This window comes from Pedobacter sp. Leaf250 (assembly GCF_920984735.1).
GTDB lineage: Bacteria > Bacteroidota > Bacteroidia > Sphingobacteriales > Sphingobacteriaceae > Pedobacter.
Genome location: NZ_CAKLBU010000018.1, coordinates 19,748 through 44,457, shown reverse-complemented (window position 1 = coordinate 44,457; position 24,710 = coordinate 19,748). Strand labels below are relative to the sequence as shown.

Below are 24,710 nucleotides of genomic sequence, written 5' to 3'. Positions count from 1 at the left end.
GGATGTCTTTCGGCATTAAAGCCGTTTTTGCGGGGTGCAAAAAAAGATAAATAAATCCCTTCCATTTCGGGGTACAAAGATAGGGTTTAAGATTGGGAATGAAAAGAAAAAAAACAAAATTAGGGTTAAAAAGTAGGTAAGGGGTTCAAGATTATTAGACCTAAACCGTATACCTTTTTACCTTATCCCTTTTTAAAGAAAAAACGATACTTTTGGAGCAACAAAACAAAATCCATGTCAGTACATAAAGAAATCAAAAGAATAACCACCCACATTTTACAAGAAATGAAACAACGTGGTGAAAAAATATCAATGCTTACTGCCTACGATTATTCAATGGCAACCATTTTGGATGATGCCGGTTTGGATGTTTTATTGGTTGGCGATTCTGCATCGAATGTTATGGCCGGGCACGAAACTACCTTGCCAATTACGCTAGATCAAATGATCTATCATGCAGCATCGGTAATTAGAGCGGTAAAACGTGCTTTCGTAGTGGTCGATCTTCCTTTCGGATCTTATCAGGGAAATTCTAAAGAGGCATTGAATTCTGCCATCAGAATTATGAAAGAATCTGGTGCTCACGGAGTGAAGCTTGAAGGTGGAGAAGAAATTATTGAATCTGTACAGCGTATCATTACAGCGGGGATACCGGTTATGGGACATTTGGGTTTAACGCCACAATCTATTTATAAATTTGGAACTTACACCGTTCGAGCCAAAGAAGAAGAGGAGGCTAATAAATTGAAGACCGATGTTTTAGCTTTGCAAGCTGCGGGTTGTTTCGCTATCGTTCTGGAAAAAATTCCAGCTGCTTTGGGTAAAGAGGTTTCTGAAAGTTTACACATTCCTACAATAGGTATAGGCGCTGGGCAAGATTGTGATGGACAAGTTTTGGTGGTGAATGACATGATCGGACTAACGAAAGGATTTAAACCACGATTCTTACGTCAATACCTTAACCTTTATGAGGATATTCTGGGTGCTGCCCAATCATATATCCGTGATGTTAAAGCGAACGATTTTCCTAACGATAAAGAACAATATTAACCCCCCGTCCCCCTGAAGGGGGAGTTCCATTCACATTGGAAAAACAGGGTTAAATATTACACCATTTAATATATACGATAGAAATTCAAGTCCCCCATTAGGGGCGGAGGGGTTATATGCCAATTACCGATAAAGACATACTTTTTGAAGATAATCACCTGATCGCGATTAATAAAAGAGCTGGTGATATTGTACAGGTTGATGAAACTGGCGATGAACCTTTGGATGAGCAAGTAAAAAAATACATTGCCAAAAAATACAATAAGCCAAATGGTGCTTTTTTAGGTGTGGTGCATCGGTTAGATAGGCCTGTAAGCGGCGTAATTCTTTTTGCAAAAACGAGCAAAGCCCTGGAGCGTATGAATGCTGCTTTTAAAAATCGCGAGGTAAAAAAAACTTATTGGGCAGTGGTGAGAAATAAGCCTGAAATGGAATCGGCAACATTAGTTCACTGGTTAATTAAAAATCCACAGAAGAATGTGGTAACCTATTACAAATCGGAAGTTGCAAATAGTCAGCGGGCAGAACTTTCTTATCGATTAATAGGTAGTCTTGATGGCTATTTCCTTTTGGAAGTTGATCCGATTACCGGCCGCTCGCATCAAATTAGGGTACAGCTTTCTTCTATGAATTGTCCGATTGTAGGCGATAATAAATATGGTTATCCCCGTGGAAGCAGAAAAGGAAGTATCTGTTTGCATGCCAGAAGATTACAATTTTTGCACCCTGTAAAAAAAGAGCCAGTTAACATCTTTGCTAAATTACCAACCGATGGTTTTTGGGAGAGGTTTGAAAACATGTAAAGCTAAAACGGTATCTTTTTTCCCCATTTCTGGTAAATTATTCCCCGAACAGATTTTATTTTAATTGCATAGAGTATTCTCAAAGGCTAAAAAAGCGCTTTCGAGTTTTGGCATAATTGTTAATAAAGTTTAGTAATTAAACCAAAAATATTATGAGAAAAACAATTTTATCAATTGCTGCGGTAGGTATATTCGCCGCAACACTCGTATCATGCGATAACACCAAAACAAAAACAACAACAAGTAGCGATACTACAGTTGTTAGCGGAGATACAACAGTTAAAACCACAAGTAAAACTGAAGAAGTTAAATCAGATGTTCCAACTTTTTCTAGTGACGAGGTGAATAAAGGATTGGCAGAATATGCCAAATTGAAAGATGAGTATATTGCAGCCCTGAAAAGCAAAAATCAAACTGAAATTCAGGCTTTAAGTACAAAATATTCTACCTGGGCTCAAACAGCATCTACCTGGGCAAGTAAGTTAAAACCAGATGAAGTTCAAAAATATTCTGACTACATGACTAAATTAAGTCAGGAGTGGTCGGCTGCGGCACAAGAAGCTGTGAAATAAACTTTTTAGTGTTAGTGATTTGGGCTTGCGATGAAAATTGCAAGCCCTTTCTTATTTACAATTGATTTTGCTGAAAACCAATGATTTATCAAAGTTTAGTTTTCCCAAATCTTTAAACTTAGTTTTTCCATCTACTTCTTCCACATCTCCAAAGCCTTCAATTAATTGATTATTCTGTTTTAACCAGGCAACTTGTCGAATAGATGTTGAGCCTTCAGATTGAAAGGTATAATCGGCAATAATAGTATCGCCTTTTACTATTCCAGCAACAACGCCATTGTTTTTGTCTTTCTCAAATAAGTTATAAGAAAGCGAACCTGTAACTTTCTCATTTTCAATATTTAAGCTCACAATTGCCGTATCTCTATTTTTGATAGACTGATAACATTGAGTAGAAGTAATATCTTCTGATGAAGTTGTAGTTGTTGAATCTCCAGTACCCGAAATGGTGTTTTTGGATTGGCAGGCCATCATTAAAGTAACGGCTACGCACAGCGAAGGGATTAATTTTTTCATTTTTATTTTAAGGATTGATCGTTATTTAACGCAAACAGCTTGCCAAGATTGCCTGAATACAAATCTCTAAAAATTAGAAAGCCCCGCTAAAGCGAGGCCATCTAAACAATTAAACAAGATTTTTACCAAACATAAGTTGCTACAGCACCTTTATCCAAAGCGCTCGTAACTACCTTACCATTGAATTTGATATTGAATGTGGTTTCGCTATTGTTATTATTACAAACGATTAAAACTCTTTTTCCATCAGGTGTTTTAAATGCAACATTTTGCAAATTATTGGTAATGTTTGATGCAATGCGGACCGAGCCTGTTGGAACAAATTTCGATGCATGAGCAATAACATAATAAGCTACATTTCTACTAATAGCAGGGGCAATAGTGATGGCGCCTAAACAAGAAGTACAACCACCTTTATCGGTATGTGGATTGTAATTGGGATCTGCTGCCAGGTTCCATTCCAAAACATTTCTGCTCCAATTACGCGTTGCACCAATAATCAAGGTAGAAACATGCCACTTTAAATCTTCTCCGAAATTACTTGGTCCGCCAACCCACTGCTCCGTGAAATAAATATTTTTATCAGGATGCGCATTGCGTACCTGCGTTAATGCCGAAATAGGGCCTGCATATAAGTGAAATGCAGATCCATCGATATATTTTTTGGCTTCAGCATCATTCAATATAGTAATCGGATATTCAGGCTTATCGGCATTGTGATCATAAATTATAATTTTCGTTTCAATTCCACTGCTTTTAAATATTGGTCCTAATGCAGTTTTGATAAAGTTAGCCTGATCCAAGGCAGACATGTACATGCTTGGATTATTGCCAGGATGCAAAGGCTCATTTTGAGGTGTAATCGCATCAATAACAATTCCTTCCGCTTTCATGGCCTGAATATATTTAACTAAATATTTAGCATAGGTTTGATAGTATTCAGGCTTTAAATTACCACCAATAAAGCTCTTATTGCTTTTCATCCATATTGGAGCAGTCCATGGAGATCCTAAAATTTTGATTTTTGGGTTGATGGCTACAATCTTTTTTAAGATTGGAATTAGGTCAGTTTGCTCTTTAGCGATAGAAAATTTAGCCAGAGATTCATCAGTTTCACCATCTGCTAAGTCATTATAGGTAAACGGATATGCACTTAGATCAGAACCACCAATGCTAATTCTAATGTAATTTACAGAAATCGCATCATCAGCAACAGCAAAAAGTTCTTGTATTAATTTGTCTTTTTCGGCAGCTGGTAAAGCATTGATCAAACTGGCACTTCCACCAGTTAGCGTATAACCAAATCCATCAATTTCTTGAAAAGTTGTACTTGGATCAACCTCAATAGTTGGATTTGCGTTAGTTGTTTCGCTAAAGTTTAATGCAACATTTTGTTTGCTTAATAACTGGGATTGATCACCTTTCGTTAACCAAAAGCCTACTTCGCTTTTAACAGGCAATGTTTCAGGTTTATTATGTTGGCTGGTTGTTGAAGCATTTTTTTTACAGGCGCAAGATGCAAAAAGCATACTTGCAAGCAGGCATGTATTAAATATTGTTTTCATTTGCCTTTAGGTTTTTATTAGGTAGATGATTAAAAGGAGTGGAGTAAACTTAAACTCCACCCTTTAAGATTTAATTTGTGTGATTAAAATCGCATTTATCAAAGCCAAAATACTTTGAGCAGTATTTTGGCTATTTGAAATTTAAAGACAAATTGATGGCCCTTAAATAAATCAATACTAACGAATGTTTGGGTTTCTATCCCATTCAGCCTGTGGAATAGGGAATAGCAATTTCGCAGCAGTAACATTGTAATTTAAGTTGGCACCGCTACCATTTGTTTGGGCATTCATAACAGGAATCGCTCTGTTTGTTCTCAATAAATCAAACCAACGCTGACCTTCAAAAGCCAGTTCTAAACGGCGTTCTTTTTCAATTGCCAAACGCATTGCCGCTTGGCTTGCTGCTGGTGTAGCACCCAAATTTACACGGGTACGAATTTCATTTACTATTGGCGCCGCAGTTGACCATCCGGCTGCACTTAACTCATTTAATGCTTCAGCTTTTAATAATTTAATGTCAGCTAAGCGAATGATGTAAGAGTTAGCCAAATCATCATTACGGTATTTGTTAATGAAAGGATAATTTGATTTTGACCAATAATCATCAGACCAGCCTTCGGTAGATACATTTTTAAAACTGATGCTCGAATTTCTGCGAATAACATCACCTTCGGCATTAAATGCAGCTACTAAATCATTTGTGGGAGTACAAAAACGTTTCCATCCTGTGCCCACAATTACGCCAGTCATCCAATTACCACGACCAGAAGGGCCGCCCCAACCATCGTATTGCATTTCCCAAATCGATTCGCTGTTGTTTTTATGTGCGCCATCAAATAATTGATCGAATGATCCAATTAATGAATAACCACCGTTGATGGTTGCATCTGCATATTGTTGTACTTTAGTCCAATCTGGTGTAGGTTTCGATGCATACACTTTGGCTAATAAAGCATTCACAATACCTTTGGTTATGATGCCTTTATTTGGTGCCGAAATTCTTACCAATGGTAAGGCATATTCTAAATCTTTGATGATTTGCGCATAAACTTCATCAACTGATGAACGTGATTTTTGCATTTCCTCTAAAGAAGTTGGCGATTTTAATACCAATGGCACACCGCCCCATAACCTTACCAAATGGAAATAAAAGTAAGCACGAAGGGTTGAAGCTTCTCCCAAAATCTGGCTTCTTCTACCACCTGCATCTAAAGCCGGATCCTGAATGTTGGGTACATTTTCCAACACCTCATTGGCATTTTTAATATTTGAATATAACCCACTCCAATCGCGGCCAACATTCCCATTGGTTGAATTGGTGGTAAATAAATCGATTTGGATATTTGCAGGGTTATCGCCGCCCGCGTAGGCATTATCTGCAGTTACATCACCATTAATCATGTAATCCCAAATATGGTAATCATTATACATGCCACCATAAGCACCTGAAATTAGTTTTTCTGCTCCTGCAGCTGTTGTAAACGCCACATCGCCAGTTACCTGGTTAAATGGTTGCTTATCAAGGAAATCTTTTTTACAACCGCTTTGCATGGTAATGGTTAATGCTGCAATTGCTACTAATGAATATATTTTTAGTTTCATCTTCTTATTTCTTAAAATCCAACATTAACACCGAATAATATACTTCTTGATTGTGGATAGGTTCCAAAATCTACGCCCATGTTAGGACCATTTGCTGAACTTACATTCACCTCTGGATCTAAACCAGAATAATTGGTGAAGGTTAACAAATTATAACCTGTTGCAAATACGGTAATTTTGCTCATCCTCAATTTTTCCAATACTGACTGGCCAAAACTGTAAGATAATGTGGCTGTTTTTAAACGCAGGTAAGAAGCATCTTCAACAAAGCGACTCGAAGTCAGCGAGTTTTCTGAACTGCTTCTCAATGCCTTTGGAATATTTGTAATCTGACCTGGAGTTGTCCATCTGTTTAATACAACAGCCGATTGATTTTTGGAATCAAACATACCTTCTAAATCAATTCTGGTGGCATTAAACAATTGGCTTCCTTGAACACCTTGGAAAAAGATATTTAAATTCCAGTTTCCGTAAGTTAAATTGTTGGTCATTCCATAGATAAATTTCGGTTGGGCAGAACCAATAAAAGTTCTATCACCAGGATCAGCAGAACCTGTTACGCCATTGCCGTTGGTATCAGCATATTGAGCAGCACCCGTTGCTGGATTTACACCTGTAAATTGATATCCATAAAAACTGCCTAATGGCATTCCTGTAACCACTCTAACAGCGGCATCACGCTCATAAATACCCGCGAAATCCAAAGATTGTGTGGTAGAACCTAAATCAGTAACCTTATTACGGTTTAAAGAGAAGTTTAAATCTGTTGTCCACTTAAATTTCTCGCGATCAAAGTTTTTAGTAGATAAGCTAAATTCCAAACCTTTATTTTCCATTGCACCAACATTATAAGCCTGTTGTCCGAAGCCAGACGATGGAGGCAGTTGTACATTGATCAATAAATCATTTGTTTTTTTCAAATAGGCATCGGCACTAAATGTAATTCTACTTTTAAACATCGTTAAATCTACACCCACATTGGTTTGAGTTGTTTTCTCCCAAGTAAGCGCATTATTAGCCGGATTTTGCAGGTTGTATTCGCCTTGCGCATTCACGCTATAAAGTTTTAGGTAAGCGTAATCTCCAATACCTTCATCATTACCCACTTTACCCCAGCTACCACGAATTTTTAAATCATCAATGGTTTTGCTTTCTTTCATGAAATTCTCTCCGGAAATTCTCCAGCCAGCAGAAACTGAAGGGAAGTAGCCAAAGCGATTTTCTTTTGCAAATCTTGATGAACCATCCGCTCTAAAGTTTGAGCTGAATAAATATTTACTGTCATAAGCATAAGTTACACGGGCAAGGTACGATTGCTTGCTCCATTGTGCTTGCTGTGGGATTGTTAAGGCAACTGATGGCGTGGTTGGGTTGCCTGAAACATCATAGAAACGAGTAGATTCGTAATTGTTATATTTCCAATCTGATGATTGAATGGTATAACCACCTGTTGCCGTAAATGCATTTTTACCTACGTTTTTGGTGTAATTTAAAATGTTCTCATTTAACCAAACGCCCTCTCTTGTAGAATTACCACGAACAACGCCTCTTTCCTGACGGCCATAAGTGGTTAAGAAATTATCGGTAAAGTAACGATAGAAATTTCTATTGTTATTGGTACTGATGGTCGATTTTAAAAATAAATCTTTGGTGAAATTTAACTGTGCGCCAAAAGCACCAATGAATTTGAAGTTTCTATTTCTATTATCTGAACCATAAGCCAATGCCAATGGGTTATCCCATCCGCCAGCATTTGGAATGGTTGTATATTGACCATTTGCTTCGAAGATACCGATTGTAGGTGGTGTGGTTAAAGCACCTAAAATAACTCCGCCACGAGAAACACTGCTATTATCACCAACATCGATAGATGTGCTTGAGGTTAAAACAGCATTTCCAGTTAATTTTAACCATGGCGTAATGTTCTGCGTTCCGTTAAAGTTAGCCGTTAAACGATCTAATTTTGCAGGTGCAACAACTCCTTGATCTTGTTGGTAACCTGTAGAGAAATAATATTGACCGCTTTTTGTTCCGCCTGATAGCGAAACCTGATATTGATTTTGCTTTCCGGTTCCAAAAGTTTCTTTTTGCCAATCGGTATTGTTAGTACCACCAAAAGAGGTGTAGCCCAATTCTCTCATTAAACCAACATACTGATCGCTATTTAAAACTTCTTGCTCCTGCCAGAAATTAGAAAATCCGGTAAAAGCATTTATGGCAACTTTCAATTTGCCCGAAGAGCCTTTTTTAGTCGTGATTAAAACTACACCATTAGCACCGCTTGAACCATAAATGGCTGCAGCAGACGCATCTTTTAGAATCGTCATTGATTCAATGTCGTTTGCATTTACAAAACTGGCATCTCTCGAAGTTACCCCATCAATTACATACAATGGACTGTTAGAAGCCGTGATAGATGTATTACCCCTGATGCTGATGGAAATACCAGCCCCTGGTTTTCCTGATTGCGAACTTACCTGAACACCTGCTGCACGACCTTGAATGGCCTGTAAAGGATTTGTAATGGGTTGGTTCTCTAAATCTTTCGATGAAACAGATACTACGGCAGTTGTTAAATCTTTCTTAACTGTTGTACCATAACCAATTACCACAACTTCATTCAATTGTTGATTATCATCAGATAGGGTAACATTAATATTTGTACGATTATTCACTACTTCTTCAACAGCTTTAAAACCGATGAATGAAAACTCCAATGTAGCGTTTTGTGGAGCAGTGATACTAAAGCTACCGTTATCGGCAGTGGAGGCTCCTTGGTTAGTTCCTTTTACTTTTACAGAAACTCCAGGTAGTGGAAGACCTTTTTGATCTTTTACTAGACCCTTTATAGTAATATTCTGTGCCATACTCAAAGAGATTCCGCACAGTATACACACCATAAGCAATGTAAACTTTTTTCTCATAATTTTTGCGCTTGTTAATTGTTATACAGTGTAAAGTTACTACTCATTTTATGTTAAATACAAGTTTTTAGGGTATTAAATTTTGTGTAAATTACTGATAATTAGTTTGTTATGATTTTTTTGATACGCTTAAGTACCGTATAATAAATCCATGTTTAGGTATTGATTATCAGCGTTTAAGCATTCTGATAGAGTAGCCTGTCGATAAGATTTTGATACGCTTTAGCACCTTATATCTTTTTAATGAATTAAGGTTTAAAACAACGAAGTTATGACTAAAGGATGTATTGAGCTACTCGATTACCAGTTGGCTCCAGCCATTTTTATTGGTTTTTTTAAGCGTCTTCTTCCTGTCTTCCATAACTTTTTTAATTCTGGTTCCAAAGGTCCAGCAGGTGCTTTGCCTAATGGAAAGAAGTTCTGATAATTTGTGAGAAGAGATTTTTCCTTTCGAAGAGTAGATTAGGAAAATCATATAAAAAGCTTTATTGATTGGTATTCTGGTATTGTGAAATATGGTATAGGTAGTTACCGATTCTTCATAACCACATTTACTACATCTTCTACTGTGCAAAATATGTCCAGAGAAATAATGATCGTGACTACATTTTCTACAGTGGTAGCCCTTACTCCATTTTAATTCTGACAAAAATTCATAGCAGCTTTCCTTATCAGGATAAATTTTGCTGAATTCTTCGAAATCCACTTCGGTATTCATTACCCGATCGCGTGATACTTTTTCTACGCTGGTTTGAAGCTGTTCATTATCCTGCTCAAGCAGTACATTCATTCGCGAAATTTCCTCTGCTTGTTTTTGAAGTAATGAATTTACTTCTTCGAGGGCTTGATTTTTACTTTCAATGATTAGCGATTTATGGTAAACTTCGCGGGTACGCTCTTCTACTTTTGTTTCTAATTCCTGGTTAATGGTATCTTTTAGCCGGGCATTTATTGCCATCTGTTTGATAATTTTCTGCTGTGCTTTATCTTTTTTGAGCTTTAATAAACGAACCTTATCTCCAATGGCAAAAGATAGAAAAACCATCTCCAGCACAAAACAAAAACTTAAGCTATAATAACTGATTGCACCAAAATTTAACCAGCTTACACCAAGCATAATTAAAATTTTTAATGTGAAACCTGCAAACAAGAAACTATAACCCAAAACGAAGAAACGTGCCGGCTGGTAACCATTTTTGTAAATATAAATTCCTGTAAAAAATGCTACCGAAAGGGGTATAGCTTCGATAAATTTATAGCTAAAAAGTGTTTGATCAAATAGATAACAGTAAACAAAAAAGACCAATCGAACGATGATTACCGCCATAATCAATTGATTGAGCTTTGGAGCCTTGGCTTTTACAAATAGCAATTCTCTTGTAAATAGTAAGGCGAAAATACTAGTGGCACATAGTGAAAAAGCATAAGCCACCTGATTCCATTCGGGTGCATTAGGCCACAAATATTGATAAGCAATGCCATCACTGCTCATTTCAAAAAAGCCAACGCTTAAATTATATAGTACATAATAGAGGTATTGTTTCTGCCTGATGGCGATGAACATGATCAGGTTGTAGAAGCTGAAAACGAGGATCATTCCATAGAAAATGCCGAAATAGAAGTATTCATCCAAAGCATAGGAAATAAACCATTCGGCAGTTCGGAGAACAATAATTACATCAGAAATTTGCGAAGAGCTAATTTTGAAGTAATATGTTTGAATCTCTTTACCCTCATTTTTAATGGGAATTTCGAAATTTTTATGGTGAATTAAGCGCTCATCAAAAGGGTTTGCATCGCCCAGGTTTTCTATTTGGTAGCTTTTATCAGGCTGTGGAATGTATACGGTAATATAATCAATGGTTTGATCAAAAAATTCCAAAATCAGCGGCTTTTCTACTGCTTCATTGGGTTTAATTTTGATTCGGAACCAATAAGTTTTGTTTAAATTCTTGGTTTGTGGAGTACTGGTAATACTGGCCTTGAATTTTTGATCAAAGCTTGGGCTTTTAATTTCGTTGAAAGTGAATTTGCCCTTTTCATCTTCCAATACTTCGATTTCCTTGAATGTAAAGATATGCTGTGGAACATCATTTTTTATTTCCACAGCTTTTTGAGCCATTAAACTGGAATTTGATAGCAGTAAAATGACTAAAAAAAGAAAGTATGTTTTATTGAAAAAGGGATTCAGCATGAACTGCAAAGGTAGCAATTTTGTATATGGCATTAGTAACGGCCATATCAGCTTAAATCCATTTTAGAAAATAAGTGAAACATTGGTTCCTTTATTTTCTTCAGATTGAATGTTAATCTCAATTTTATGAAATTTGGCAATACTTTGAACAATGGCCAGGCCTAAACCAAAACCTTTTTCTTCCGTGTTACCACGTTTAAAACGATCGAAAACATTATCCAGCATCTCTTTCTTCATACCTAAACCACCATCAGCAATAATTAATGCATATCGATTTTCAATTTTTTTACTTGCAATAGTAATAAAGCCTCCATCCACATTATACTTTATGGCATTGTTTATAACATTGATCAGCAAGGTATGTATCAACGCTTTGTTTCCAATAAATCGAAAATCATGAGCGATATTTAAGTTGAAGGTGATGTTTTTATCCGCAATGCGATCTTCTAAATCTTCATAAATATCTTCTATTTCCTGCCTGATACTTATTTCCTCTGTTTTTAAATATTGGTTGTTTTCTACTTTCGAAATCAGCAATAGGCTATTGATAATTAATTTTAAACGGTTTAGTGTTTTTAAAGAAGCATAGATTTTGTTTTCATGTGCTTCGGGTATTTCAGGCGTGTTGAGCATGTTTTCAAACCGTGTACTCAAAACGGAAATAGGGGTAAGCAGCTCATGCGAAACATTGGCAATAAATTGTTTTTCCAAGGCAAACAATGTGTTTATTTTCCTCATTAATGAGTTTATACTATTATCCAGGATTTTGAAATCATCAGTTGTAGTGGGAATGTTATCGTAATTATAATGAGATGGATCGTTAACGAGGTTTATTTTTTTATCAATGATGGAGTAAAACGGTTTTAGCAGGAAATTAGAAAAGAGATAATCAGTTACCAGAGTGATAAGCAAAGCTGCGAAAAGCACAATTAGCGTATAAAACCGAATGCCACTTTTGATAGATGAAAGTGCCGTCATGGATTCTCCAATTTCAAGGTTGTACCAATTGGTATGATAAGAGAATTTATAGTTTAAGATCCGATAAACTTCAATATCACCTTCAATTTCTCTTTTCTCCGTATATAACTTTGCCGATGCTTCTTTTTGGTTATCGCTGATATCGGTTAAAATAATAAACTCTTCCTTTAATATATTATAATCTGTAAATGTATCTTCCTTATTTAAAAGACTATCAATTTCTCCATCACTAAGATGTTCAATAATTTTATTTTTCTTTTTAATTAGTCGGTTATCAAGCTGATTAAAGGCTAATTTATCCAACGAAAATAAGATGATTCCGCCAAGAACCACAATAATGGCAATTTTGGTGATGGCGTTATACAAAGAAAACTTAACCTGTAATTTCATTTGGTTGGTTCAATAGTTCAATGGTTCATTTGTGAATACGTAAATGAGTTGCAAATAAAGCGTTAAACGCTTTCGCCGGACTGCGGTCTCCCGACCTCTGACTTTTTAGCAATTAATCCTATATCCAATACTTCTTACGGTTTCGAACCAATCGATAGGGGTAATGGCAGCGAGTTTTTTCCGAAGGTTTTTTACGTGGACATCAACGAAGTTCGAATCAGAATTAACTTCTAAAATATCGCCCCAAACATGTTCAGTTAAACTCATTCTCGAAACCACACGGTTTTTATTTAATACCAGATAGTTAAAAATTTCAAATTCTTTTTTTGTGAGATTTAATCTTTCCTCCCCATAAGCAACTGTTCTGTTCTGGATATTTAAAAGGAAATTGTGAATGTTGATTTCGTTTTTTTCGAGTTTGTGCTTTCTCCTAGTGATGGCATGCATTCGTGCCAAAAGTTCATTCAATGAAAACGGTTTAGGTAAGTAATCATCAGCACCTTCATCTAAACCTTTAATGCGATCATCAACTGCACTTCTTGCCGTTAAAATAATAACTGCATCGTCTCGATCTTTTAGCGCTTTCAATTGCTTTAAAACGTCAAAGCCATCGCCATCTGGCAAACCTAAGTCGAGTAAAATGAAGTCGTAATTGTTTACGAAGATTTTTTCTTCTGCTGAGGATTTTTTCCAGGCATGTTCTACTATGAATCCTTCCTTGCTAAGAAATTCATCCATCTCCAAGGCCAGGCTTTTTTCATCTTCAACTATGAGTACGTTCATTTTGTATCGAGTATTTAGTATCAGGTAGTTAGTATCAAGTATGGAGTAGCAAGTATCAAGACTGGGTGCATAAGCATATTTAATATTTTCCTTATTATTCTTTCAGCTTTATTCTTTTAGCTTTCTGCTTTGAACGTTTGTCTTTCAGCTTTAAGCTTTCTGTTCCAGCACTAAATTAATATTTTTCAGAATGATCTCGCAAGCCTCTTCAATTTCTTCTTTGGTGATAATTAGTGGTGGTGCGATGCGCATGGAATTGCTGCAATGCAAAAACCAATCAGACAGTACACCATCCAAAATGCAGGCATCTATAATTTTTTTATTAATATCGAAGTTTTCGAATTCAACTGCAAGCATTAAACCTTTACCTCTAATTTCTTTAATTGCAGGGTGTGTTAAAAGTGATTTGAAAAGTTGTCCTTTTTCTTCAACCTGATCAACAATTTTATTATCAACTAAAGTTCTTAATGTGGCCAAACCAGCAGCACAGCAAACCGGGTGACCGCCAAAAGTTGTCATGTGACCTAGAATTGGGCTATGTGATAAAACCGACATGATTTCGAGTGAACTGATGAATGCGCCAATCGGCATGCCGCCACCAATTCCTTTTGCCAGCAGTAACACGTCAGGGACCACGTTATAATGTTCAAAAGCAAACATTTTGCCACTACGCCCGAAACCAGATTGGATTTCATCGAAAATCAAAAGCGTTTTGGTTTCGGTACATTTAGCCCTCAACGCTAACATGTACTCCAAATCAGCAACGCGAATTCCGGCTTCTCCCTGAATGGGTTCGATAAAGACAGCAGCTATTTCATCTGTAATTTTTTCAAGATCAGCTAAATTGTTATGTTGAATGAAACTTACATTTGGCAAAAAGGGCCCATAGCCTGAAGAATAAAAATCGCTTTCCATTAAACTTTCTGCACCTTGAGTACTGCCATGATAGGCATTTTTACAAGCAATAAATCCCTTTCTGCCCGTATAACGTTTGGCCAGTTTCATGGCTCCTTCAACCGCTTCCGTTCCCGAATTTAAAAAGTAAGTACAACTTAAACTTGCTGGTAAAATATCGGCCAATGCTTTTGCGAAATTAACTTGTGGTGTTTGAACATATTCGCCATATACCATTAAATGCATATAGGTTTCTGCCTGATCTTGTATAGCCTTAACTACCGCAGGATGGCAATGGCCCACATTACTTACGCCAATACCAGCAATAAGATCTAAATGTTTTTTGTCTGAAGAATCATAAATGTAAACACCTCTTGCTCTTACAAATTCGAGCATTAAAGGTTCGGGAGAGGTTTGTGCATTGTGTTGTAAAAACAACTGACGTTGGGTAAGCATGCACAAAAGTACGGAAATACAATAGCCTTTAAAATAAAAAAGACCTGCATCATTGCAAGTCTTTGTATCTAATTTTTTGGTCCGCCTTTAAAACGGTTCAGTAACTCTCGCTTAAATCCTTCCTGCGCCCTGTAGAATTTTCCAACTACTTTAATCGGTAGATTAGATTTTAAACGGTTATAATATTTTTTATCCAGATTGAGGTCTCTCTGTTTAAAATCAAACTCGCTGGTAATTAAGCTTTGCACCTGTGCATCACTTAAATTATCAATTTCAGTAGTTTTTCTATAAGAGATCATTTTTTGCATGCGTTCTTTGCGTAAAGCATTTTGCTCTGTCTGCATATCATTGTAAATTGGCCAAAATACTTTAGCTTCTTCCGGAGATAAATCTAGTTTTTGAGTAAAAAAGGCAATTTTTAATGATTCTATTTCTTCACCTTTTGTGCGTTGTGCCAAAAGTGTAGCAGGCAATAAAAACATTAAAGCAACGAATAATAAATTCTTCATTTTTTAATTAATTATTTAATTCATGAGTTAAATCACTTGACGAGAAATTACTCAATATATAGTTTTCCATTTCTGTATCTGAGGCAGAAGTAGTTTTTGAACCCATATTAGTTTGTGCTTCTAAATGGTCAATAATTGTGCTTTCATCAATATCGTACAACATTTGTTCGTTTGCAAGATCTGATGGTTGAGTTTGAGCAACAGGAATCGAAGTACTATTTTGATAGAAATAGGCGCCAAAAGAAGCTATTAAAACAAAACAAGCTGCACTCGCATATTTAACCAAACTTTTTCTCCACAGAGGAACAATTTTAGCAATCTTAAGCTCCGGTTTAACCTCAACTTTATCCTCAAAAGTGGCAGCAATTCTATCATTAATTCTACTTTGAAGGTTATCAAAATAATTTTGTGGTACTGCAAAGCTATTTTCAGCTTTTGGCAATTCCACTATTCTGATATTGGCTTCAATGCGTTCAGTTAATTCTTCAAAATAATGTTGCGGAACTTCAAAATGAGCACAATTAGTATTTTGTTTCAATCCATCTAAAAATACATTGGAAATTACTGACTCCTCTACACTTTCGAAATAGTGATTAGGAACAGTGAAAGGATTGCTCCTAACCATAGCGGCCAGGACTGGCGCATCCCTTTTCCAATCGTTATTTTCTATATTTTCGTTCATCACAGATATATGATTGAATTAAGATGAAAAGGTTTAATAATCAATTTCATCATTTGTAATAAAAGCTTCAATTTTTTTAGCAGCGATGTGAAATGACGCTTTTAAAGCACCAACCGATGTTCCTAAAACCTCAGAAATTTCGTCGTACTTCATATCATCAAAATATTTCATATTGAAGATAATGCGTTGTTTTTCTGGAAGTGTTAAAATGGCTTTTTGCAGCTTAAGCTCTAGTTTATCACCATTAAAATATGATGATGCCACTAAATTATCTGCCAGTTCAGACGATACTTCGTCTAAAGGCGTATTGTTTTTTTGCTTCTGTTTGTTTAGAAAAGTGATGGATTCATTAGTTGCGATGCGGTAAATCCAGGTATATAATTGAGAATCACTTCTAAATTTATCCAGATTTTTCCAGACCTTAACAAACACCTCCTGGAGTAAATCATCACAATCATCATGGTTGAGTACCAATCTGCGGATGTGCCAGTAAATTTTCTGCTGATATTTTTTTAATAACAAATTAAAAGCTTCATTTCGAGTGCGCTCGACAGCGAACATGGCAAGAATTTCTGAATCTTCAACTTGTTTCATTTATATTTTTTAGAGAGGAGCGGGTACTAGTAAGGACTGGGGCAAGGAATTAAACAATATGGAAATTACGAATAGGTAATATCGCTTGTTAAAAAGGAAATAGGGAATGGGAAATTGAAATAGTATGCAATAGCAAAGGCATCTATTATCTATTTCCTGTTCTCTATTTCCCCTAAATAATAGTATTTTAAGCTTTTTTTCTGCCGATTACTTTTTGAACTGCCTCAACAATGTTTACTGCATCTAAGCCGTATTTAGACATTAATTGATCTGGTGTTCCGCTTTCGCCAAAAGTATCGTTAGTGGCCACAAACTCTTGTGGAGTTGGTAATTCTGTTGTTAATAAGCGGGCAACGCTTTCACCCAAACCACCAAATTTATTATGTTCTTCGCAAGTAACAACGCAACCAGTTTTCTTTACCGATTTTAAGATTGCTTCATCATCCAAAGGTTTAATCGTGTGGATATTAATAATTTCTGCATCGATACCCAATTCTGCTAATTTTTCACCAGCTTCAATTGCTTTCCATACCATATGGCCGGTTGCAATAATGGTTACATCCGTGCCTTCATTAACCATCCAAGCTTTACCAATCTCGAATTTTTGATCAGGATCTGTAAATACTGGAATTACCGGACGACCAAAACGTAAATAAACCGGACCTTCATATTCGGCAATGGCCATAGTTGCAGCTTTTGTTTGGTTATAATCACACGGATTAATTACCACCATTCCTGGCAACATTTTCATTAAACCTATATCTTCCAGAATTTGGTGCGTTGCACCATCTTCACCTAAAGTTAAACCAGCATGAGATGCGCAGATTTTAACGTTTTTATTTGAATAGGCTACCGATTGGCGAATTTGATCGTAAACACGGCCTGTAGAAAAGTTAGCAAATGTACCAGTAAAAGGAATTTTGCCACCAATCGTCATACCTGCTGCAATACCGATCATGTTTGCTTCTGCAATACCCACCTGGGTAAAACGCTCTGGAAAATCTTTGATGAAAGAATCCATTTTAAGCGATCCTACTAAATCGGCGCACAATGCTACCACGTTTTCGTTTTTCTTTCCTGCCTCATGTAAGCCAGCACCAAATCCCGAACGTGTATCTTTTTTCTCTGTGTATGTATATTTTTTCATAACCCCAAACCCCTAAAGGGGCTTTATTTATAGTGTAAATTAAATGGTTTAAAGCGAAATGTATATTTTGCATTTTGCTATTAATTCCCCCTTCAAGGGGCTAGGGGGTTATAATCCCCTAAAGTTTCTGGTAATTGCGCCAATGCTAATGCCAATTGTTCATCATTTGGTGCTGTACCGTGCCATTTATGTGAGCCAACCATATAATCTACACCAGCACCCATTTGTGTACTCATTAAATTCATGATTGGTTTTCCTTTACCGGTTAAAGTTTTAGCATAGTGTAAACCTTCTACAATTGCTTGCATATCATTACCATCTGTGTTAATTACATGCCATCCGAAAGCTTCAAATTTGGCTTGTAAATCATCCAAAGCAAGAACTTTGCTGGTTGGTCCGTCAATTTGCTGGCCATTATAATCAACAGAAGCAATTAAATGATCCACTTTATTAAAAGGTGCAAACATTGCAGCTTCCCAATTTTGCCCTTCTTGTAGTTCCCCATCACCTAATAATGCAAAAACGTGAGAATTATCGCCGTTTAACTTTTTAGCTAAAGCTGCACCAATGGCGACAGATAAACCTTGTCCTAATGATCCTGAAGCAATACGGATCCCTGGTAAATGTTCATGAGTGGTTGGGTGACCTTGCAATCTCGAATCCAATTTACGGAAAGTTGCCAATTCACTTTTATCGAAATAGCCAGCGTGGGCCAATGTACTGTACCACACCGGAGAAATATGCCCGTTGGAAAGGAAAAATAAATCTTCGCCTTTACCTTCCATCGTGAAATCTGTTTTGTGGTTCAAAACTTCAAAATATAATGCGGTAAAAAAATCAGCACATCCTAGTGAAGCGCCTGGGTGACCAGATTGACATCCGTGAACCATTCTTACGATATCTCTTCTGATTTGCGAGGCAATATCTTCTAGCTCTTTAATTGTATGTTTCATTAAAATAAGAGGTTGTTGTTACATAGCAAAGTTAATATTTTAACTGCTATATCATAATTAGTTATTGATTAAATCGAGTACTTGTTGAGTTGAATTTTTGGTGTCAACTTTTTTAATAATATGTGAAATTTTTCCCTCACCATCAATGATAAATGTAGTGCGGACAGTGCCCATATATTTTTTGCCATACATGTTTTTTTCTGCCCAAACGCCATAATCATTTACAATCTTTTGATCGGTATCGGCCAATAGGGTAAAAGGTAAATTGTGTTTAGTTACAAATTTCTGGTGCGATTTTTCATCATCTACACTTACGCCCAAAACGGCTATTCCTTTCTCTTGTAAACCTTGATAATTGTCTCTAAAATCGCAGGCTTCGGCTGTGCAACCTGGCGTATCATCTTTCGGATAAAAATACAACACAACAGTTTTTCCTTTATAATCGCTAAGCGAAACCTCGATACCATTTTGGTCTTTTGATGTAATTGCTGGTGCTTGATCGCCCTCTTTTAACTCGGCCATATATGAATGATTTGAAATTTAATTATTATAGTCGCAATTTAAACAGATAAACTTGTTTAAGTGTTCAGGGAATGTTAAAAGATGACAATTTTAGGGGCAGAAGTTTTATTTAACAGTTCATACTATTTAAAAAATGAAATGGCATAACGACGCACATTATCTTTTCCATCGGTAACCACTAACTCAAAAGCATGTTTACCAGCTGTGGTTCTATCATCAAAGCTATGCCAAAGGGTTGCCGTTTTCGCATCAAACTCCATTAAAACCCATTTCCCATCAATGTATCCACTAAAGCTTTTTATTCCCGAAAGATTATCACCGATCTTAAAAGTCATTTTAGATAATCCAGCCATACTTTTTCCATCTGCAATATTGGTTGGAATAATTCGAGGAGCAATGGTATCTACAGCAATATAAAAACTACCAAAGTTTTTTGGTGTCGCTTTTATATAGCCATTATCAAATGATCCACCTTGCGATGAACCACCAGCGCTAACAATCAGTGCTTTATCGCGTAAATTTTCGGGAAGTGCATCGGCTTTAATCCATAAATTAAATCCAATATGCAGTGGTGTAAATCGATTATGGATTTGATGTACTGCCGAGTAAGCGTTGCCTGCAGGTTTGGGCAGTTTTTTATAAACAAAATTTAAGTCGTTATATAAAGTACCTTGCGGGATTACCACTTTAATCTCTTCGCTATTAAATTCACTGGCTTTATTGTAAGGGAAAATTAATCCTGCCGGGATGATATTAGGGCTAACTGGAGCGTTACCAGCATTTACCGTAAAAGGCAATATGGATGCATTTCCTTTGGAATCGGTTATGATATATCGAAGTTGATGAGCTGCTCCATCATTAAAATTAATTCTACCGTTATTCACCAATCCACTATAAATTTTTAGTGGGTTGCCTGGATCAACAAAACTTTTTTGAATGCTTCTTTTGGTGTTGATGTATGTTGGATAATCGATGTGAGAATTGATCGCTTTACTGTTTTCAAAAGAAAAACGCTCTAATGCGGAAGTGTAAATTAGTTTACCATCTAATTCGAGCTGGATAGAATAAACACCGTTTGTGCCTGATAAACCATTATGCCTATCCGTTACAACAACTCCAAAACCAACCTCACCGGTTAAACTTACTGGTGAAGCTGTTTTGAAATTACCACCAGCACCACTAATTGCAATAGCCTGTTTTGGGGTAAATTCATTAAAAGTTTTTCCATTTAAGCGATAAACATACAAACCGTGAATTACTGGAGGGATATTATCTGGTATATTAATCCCAAAAAACTGTGGGTTTATGGTTTCCTCGGTTTTGGTATCTCTAATTTCGAAATGTAAATGCGGACCTCCAGAACTACCACGATTACCCGACCATGCAATTACCTCTCCTTTACGGACAGGGATTAATGTCGCATCAGGGAACTCATCAATTTCAAACGATTTTTTTTCATATTCCAGATCTTTTACAATAGTGGCTATTTTTGGTGAAAAGCGTTGTAAATGCCCATAAACTGTAGTAAAACCATTGGGATGATTGATGTAAAGCGCCTGGCCGAAGCCACTATTCTGAACCCTTAAGCGAGAAATATATCCATCGGCTACAGCATAAACCGGATAGCCTTCCCGTTGGTTGGTTCTAAAATCAATTCCCGAATGGAAATGATTTCCACGAATTTCGCCAAATGACCCGGCAAGAGCTGGAGGAACAATATCTAAAGGTTGCCTAAAATCAGTTATTGGATATTTATTGTTGCTAAATATTTGCTGTGCCTGAACAACGTTAACAAATAAAGTAAAAAATAAAAAGAGAAAAGCTATAAATAAATGGTGGATCGGATTTTTAATCATTCGTTATTTAACATCAAAATTTAAAAGTTGTTTTCCCTCTAACCAGGCCTCTAATTTATCGCCCTGATTCACTTTTCCGACACCTTCAGGGGTGCCCGTAAAAATTAAATCGCCTTTTTTTAAGGTAATATACTGCGAAACAAAGCTGATTATCTTTTCAAACGAGAAGAGTAAATCTTTGGTATGTCCTTTCTGCCGACTTTCTCCATTAATTTTCAGCTCAAAATTCAAATCATATAGATCAGAAAAATCAGATTTGGGTAAGAAAATACTTGTGGGAGCGGAGTTATCAAAACTTTTTGCCAGTTCCCATGGCAAGCCTTTTTCTTTGTGTTTGCTCTGTATATCGCGTGCTGTAAAATCTATACCTAAACCAATTTCATCATAGTAATTCGAAGCAAATTTTTCGGCGATGTGTTTCCCTTCTTTACAGATTTTTAAAACCACTTCCAATTCATAATGAACATCATTAGAAAATTCTGGTAAATAAAATGGCTTGTTATCTTTTAGCAGCGCTGTATCGGGTTTCATAAAAATTACAGGCGTTGTAGGAATGGGGTTGTTTAATTCCTTAGCATGTTCGGCATAATTACGGCCAATAGCGATGATTTTCATATTAATATAAATTATGAGACAGAGTATTCGGAAATTGAATCTCGAATAGCCAAAAATAGAAAAGATATTGAAGTTATAAAACTGAGATGCGTTTTACCTGGCTTTCGGCGCCCGCCATTACCCGTAAAAAATAAATGCCAGCGTTTAGGCGAGTGGGAATAGTGAAACTTTTGGTTTGCTCGCCAGCGTTTAACCTTTCGTTGGCTAGCGTTACAACTTCGTTTCCTAATAAATCAATAATTTTAATGGTGGTTTGCGTACCATCTTTGCCTATCGATAAAATAATATTCAACTGATCTTCAACAGGATTGGGATAAATTTTAACGATGGTAAGTAATTTATCTTTAGTTGCAGCAATATTTGTTGATTTTGATGTGCCAGAATAAGTGTTGAACATTCCTGAAGTACCTAAGGTACCGAACAATGGTCGGTAAGGTTGAATATTGGCTTTAATTTCGGGAATTCTACTTGTTTTTTTAACTCTATTTTTTAAGCTAATGTGAATACTATCAGCTTGTTGGGCCCAGGAATTAACACTCCACAACAAAACAATGCATAAAATGCATGTAAGTTTTGTGAGCAACGTTATTGGGTAGAGTTTCATCAAATTTATAAAGCAAATGTATTAATTAAAAACAAAGAAATTAAACATTTCGTGCATCTGTAATAATTTAACACAATTTAACAATTAATTTTGTTTTTCATAGTGTGAAAAATACACAATATTATGGTTGCTAATTTGTTAGAGTTAGTTTACTTTTGACGCACTAAAAATATCAACGAAGTGTCAGATCATAAAAATGTCAACGCGTTAACAGCTGGCGGGGTGCTAGTAAGTTTGGGAATTGTATTTGGCGATATAGGTACATCACCATTGTACACCCTTAAAGCGATTTTCAAATCAGTGTTTGATGCGGGGCAACCCATAAGTCAGGATGTAGTACTTGGAGCATTATCTTGTATCATCTGGACTTTAACTCTTCAAACTACCATTAAATATGTCATTATCACCTTAAGAGCCGATAACAGAGGTGAAGGGGGAATTTTCTCATTATACTCCTTAGTGCGTAAAAAGGCAAAGTGGCTGGTTGTTCCTGCGATTATTGGCGGCGCCGCTTTATTAGCCGATGGAATGATTACCCCAAGTATCACCGTAACTTCAGCAATTGAGGGATTAAAGCTTAATTTTCCAACAGTTCCGGTTCTACCAATCGTAATCGGTATTATTACATTACTATTTGTGATCCAACAATTTGGAACCAACTTGGTAGGAAAACTTTTTGGGCCAATTATGTTTTTCTGGTTTGCTGCACTAGGCGTTACCGGTTTATCCCATGTAATGGATGATCCATCTGTTTTTAAAGCATTAAACCCATATTATGCCATTCATTTATTGGTGACAAACCCCAGTGCATTGGTCATCTTAGGTGGTGTATTCCTTTGTACTACTGGGGCTGAAGCATTATACAGCGATTTAGGGCACTGTGGTAAAGACAATATCCGCATTAGCTGGATTTTTGTAAAATTGACCTTAATTCTAAATTATTTAGGTCAGGGTGCATGGGTCTTGAGCCATCCAGGTTATAACCCACGGAATCCTCTAGAAAATCCATTTTTCCAATTGGTACCTCAAAATTTGGTAATTTACATGGTTATCCTGGCTACAACAGCAGCTGTAATTGCATCGCAAGCCATGATTTCGGGCTCTTTTACTTTAATTTCTGAAGCCGTTAGATTGAATCTTTGGCCAAAAGTTAAAATCAATTATCCTAGTGTGCAAAAGGGTCAGTTATACGTGCCATCTATCAATTGGTTGCTTTGTATTGGTTGTATTTTGATCGTGTTGTATTTTAAAAGATCGGATGATATGGAGGGTGCGTATGGTTTAGCCATTAACCTTACCTTCCTGATGACCACTATTTTGGTAGCGGTTTATATGTTAAGGAAGAAATTTCCTAAGTATTTAATTATCATTTTTGTTAGTGTTTATACGGTAATTGAAATGACATTCTTAGTTGGTAACATGGCTAAGTTTGTTCATGGTGGATGGGTAACATTGTTAATCAGCTGTGGTTTATTAAGCGTAATGTGGACCTGGTATAACTCTCGGAAAATCAAAAACCGCTTTGTTAAATATGTGGAAATTGAGGATTATTATCAAATTTTAAGTGAATTAAGCAGTGATGAAACCGTTCCGAAATACTCATCGCAATTGGTTTATTTAACCAGTGCAAACTTTAAAACGGAGATAGAATCCAAGATCATTTATTCCATTATTCAAAAAGAACCTAAACGTGCTGATGTGTATTGGTTGGTACACGTAGATGTTATGGATGAACCTTATACTTTAGATTATAAAGTGGAGTTCCTGATTCCGGGTAAATTAATTAGAATTGATTTTAGGTTAGGATTTAGAATTGAGCAACGGGTTAATTTGCTGTATCGTAAAGTGGTTGAAGAATTGGTGAAAAATGGCGAGATTGATATTACAAGTCAATATAAATCATTAAATAAGCATAAAATTGCTGGCGATTTTAGATTTGTTCTTTTAGAGAAACACCTTTCTAAATTCACAAAGTTGAGCTTTTATGAAAGACAAATTATGGATTATTACTTCTTGCTGAAGAAAATGAGTTTATCGGAAGAACGCAGTTTTGGTTTAGATAGCAGCTATGTAGATGTAGAAAAAGTTCCTTTGATCTTCGTTACACCTGATGATATTGAACTAAACAGATTACCCGTTTAATTAATGAGGACAGCAATTTTAATACTTGGGGCTTGTCTTTTTATCGCTGGCCCGGCTGCTAAAATTTATCAGCTTGATCATGCCAACAATTATATGATTGCATCGGGATTAGGATTGGTTATGATTACGGCATTGGCATTTATAAAAAAGAAAGATAACCAGGATTTAAATTGATTTAAGGATTTTAGAATCAAGTTTAACCTATTGAATGATTCCCTTACCATCCGAAATAACGAAGCCCTTAAGTTTTATACTTAAGGGCTTCTTCTATTTTCAGCCAATATATTTATCGGTGATTTCCTTAACGACCAACATTGATATTTTATCTATTTATCTAACGGTTTAGTATCTCTACAGAC

Annotated in this window: 22 protein-coding genes; 5 read left to right on the top strand and 17 right to left on the bottom strand. The window is 36.2% G+C overall.

What is annotated here, in order from left to right; genetic code table 11:
- The first annotated feature begins 234 nt into the window (after positions 1-234).
- The 3 genes from panB (at position 235) to LUA91_RS15775 (ending at position 2,425) form a co-directional block, all read left to right on the top strand.
- Positions 235-1,050, top strand: coding sequence for a 3-methyl-2-oxobutanoate hydroxymethyltransferase (gene panB / locus LUA91_RS15785; RefSeq protein ID WP_231427079.1), 816 nt, complete (start codon positions 235-237; stop codon positions 1,048-1,050).
- Positions 1,051-1,166: 116 nt separating this feature from the next.
- The gene (locus tag LUA91_RS15780) at positions 1,167-1,853 is read left to right on the top strand and encodes an RluA family pseudouridine synthase (RefSeq protein ID WP_231427078.1); all 687 of its coding nucleotides are present in this window, start codon (positions 1,167-1,169) and stop codon (positions 1,851-1,853) included.
- A 152-nt stretch (positions 1,854-2,005) separates the two neighbouring features.
- Positions 2,006-2,425 (top strand): hypothetical protein, encoded by a 420-nt coding sequence (locus tag LUA91_RS15775; protein WP_231427077.1) that lies wholly within the window; start codon positions 2,006-2,008, stop codon positions 2,423-2,425.
- A gap of 51 nt (positions 2,426-2,476) precedes the next feature.
- On the opposite strand, the gene LUA91_RS15770 is transcribed toward LUA91_RS15775, so the two are convergent.
- From LUA91_RS15770 to LUA91_RS15690, 17 genes are all read right to left on the bottom strand, one after another.
- Positions 2,477-2,941, bottom strand: a complete 465-nt coding sequence (locus LUA91_RS15770) for a hypothetical protein (RefSeq protein ID WP_231427076.1) — start codon at positions 2,939-2,941, stop codon at positions 2,477-2,479.
- A gap of 122 nt (positions 2,942-3,063) precedes the next feature.
- On the bottom strand, positions 3,064-4,506 hold the full coding sequence (locus LUA91_RS15765) for a glycoside hydrolase family 30 beta sandwich domain-containing protein (RefSeq protein WP_231427075.1): 1,443 nt from the start codon (positions 4,504-4,506) through the stop codon (positions 3,064-3,066).
- Between the two features lie 177 nt (positions 4,507-4,683).
- On the bottom strand, positions 4,684-6,108 hold the full coding sequence (locus LUA91_RS15760) for a RagB/SusD family nutrient uptake outer membrane protein (protein WP_231427074.1): 1,425 nt from the start codon (positions 6,106-6,108) through the stop codon (positions 4,684-4,686).
- 11 nt (positions 6,109-6,119) lie between these two features.
- On the bottom strand, positions 6,120-8,975 hold the full coding sequence (locus LUA91_RS15755) for a TonB-dependent receptor (RefSeq protein ID WP_231427073.1): 2,856 nt from the start codon (positions 8,973-8,975) through the stop codon (positions 6,120-6,122).
- A gap of 349 nt (positions 8,976-9,324) precedes the next feature.
- Positions 9,325-11,154 carry a 7TM diverse intracellular signaling domain-containing protein gene (locus LUA91_RS15750; RefSeq protein WP_231427072.1) on the bottom strand — a complete coding sequence of 610 codons (1,830 nt, stop codon included), beginning with the start codon at positions 11,152-11,154 and terminating at the stop codon, positions 9,325-9,327.
- 135 nt (positions 11,155-11,289) lie between these two features.
- Complete coding sequence (locus LUA91_RS15745; RefSeq protein ID WP_231427071.1) at positions 11,290-12,594, bottom strand: HAMP domain-containing sensor histidine kinase; 1,305 nt, start codon at positions 12,592-12,594, stop codon at positions 11,290-11,292.
- 105 nt (positions 12,595-12,699) lie between these two features.
- Positions 12,700-13,377 (bottom strand): response regulator transcription factor, encoded by a 678-nt coding sequence (locus LUA91_RS15740; RefSeq protein ID WP_231427070.1) that lies wholly within the window; start codon positions 13,375-13,377, stop codon positions 12,700-12,702.
- Positions 13,378-13,527: 150 nt separating this feature from the next.
- Complete coding sequence (locus LUA91_RS15735; protein WP_231427069.1) at positions 13,528-14,727, bottom strand: aspartate aminotransferase family protein; 1,200 nt, start codon at positions 14,725-14,727, stop codon at positions 13,528-13,530.
- A gap of 68 nt (positions 14,728-14,795) precedes the next feature.
- Entirely contained in the window at positions 14,796-15,236 is a 441-nt protein-coding gene (locus LUA91_RS15730; protein ID WP_231427068.1) for a hypothetical protein, read from the bottom strand.
- A 7-nt stretch (positions 15,237-15,243) separates the two neighbouring features.
- Positions 15,244-15,918: a hypothetical protein gene (locus LUA91_RS15725; protein ID WP_231427067.1), complete on the bottom strand. Its 675-nt coding sequence runs from the start codon at positions 15,916-15,918 to the stop codon at positions 15,244-15,246.
- A gap of 33 nt (positions 15,919-15,951) precedes the next feature.
- Entirely contained in the window at positions 15,952-16,512 is a 561-nt protein-coding gene (locus tag LUA91_RS15720) for an RNA polymerase sigma factor (protein WP_231427066.1), read from the bottom strand.
- Between the two features lie 187 nt (positions 16,513-16,699).
- Positions 16,700-17,659: a transketolase family protein gene (locus LUA91_RS15715; RefSeq protein ID WP_231427065.1), complete on the bottom strand. Its 960-nt coding sequence runs from the start codon at positions 17,657-17,659 to the stop codon at positions 16,700-16,702.
- A 92-nt stretch (positions 17,660-17,751) separates the two neighbouring features.
- Complete coding sequence (locus LUA91_RS15710) at positions 17,752-18,612, bottom strand: transketolase (RefSeq protein WP_231427064.1); 861 nt, start codon at positions 18,610-18,612, stop codon at positions 17,752-17,754.
- Between the two features lie 57 nt (positions 18,613-18,669).
- Positions 18,670-19,134 (bottom strand): thioredoxin-dependent thiol peroxidase, encoded by a 465-nt coding sequence (gene bcp / locus LUA91_RS15705; protein ID WP_231427063.1) that lies wholly within the window; start codon positions 19,132-19,134, stop codon positions 18,670-18,672.
- 122 nt (positions 19,135-19,256) lie between these two features.
- On the bottom strand, positions 19,257-20,990 hold the full coding sequence (locus tag LUA91_RS15700) for a M23 family metallopeptidase (RefSeq protein ID WP_231427062.1): 1,734 nt from the start codon (positions 20,988-20,990) through the stop codon (positions 19,257-19,259).
- Between the two features lie 3 nt (positions 20,991-20,993).
- The gene (locus LUA91_RS15695) at positions 20,994-21,605 is read right to left on the bottom strand and encodes a fumarylacetoacetate hydrolase family protein (RefSeq protein WP_231427061.1); all 612 of its coding nucleotides are present in this window, start codon (positions 21,603-21,605) and stop codon (positions 20,994-20,996) included.
- A 73-nt stretch (positions 21,606-21,678) separates the two neighbouring features.
- The gene (locus tag LUA91_RS15690; RefSeq protein ID WP_231427060.1) at positions 21,679-22,209 is read right to left on the bottom strand and encodes a T9SS type A sorting domain-containing protein; all 531 of its coding nucleotides are present in this window, start codon (positions 22,207-22,209) and stop codon (positions 21,679-21,681) included.
- A gap of 180 nt (positions 22,210-22,389) precedes the next feature.
- On the opposite strand from LUA91_RS15690, the gene LUA91_RS15685 reads away from it, so the two are divergent.
- A complete protein-coding gene (locus LUA91_RS15685; RefSeq protein WP_231427059.1) occupies positions 22,390-24,351 on the top strand; it encodes a KUP/HAK/KT family potassium transporter in 1,962 nt (653 codons plus the stop codon).
- A gap of 3 nt (positions 24,352-24,354) precedes the next feature.
- Complete coding sequence (locus LUA91_RS15680) at positions 24,355-24,525, top strand: hypothetical protein (protein ID WP_231427058.1); 171 nt, start codon at positions 24,355-24,357, stop codon at positions 24,523-24,525.
- The last annotated feature ends 185 nt before the right edge of the window (positions 24,526-24,710 follow it).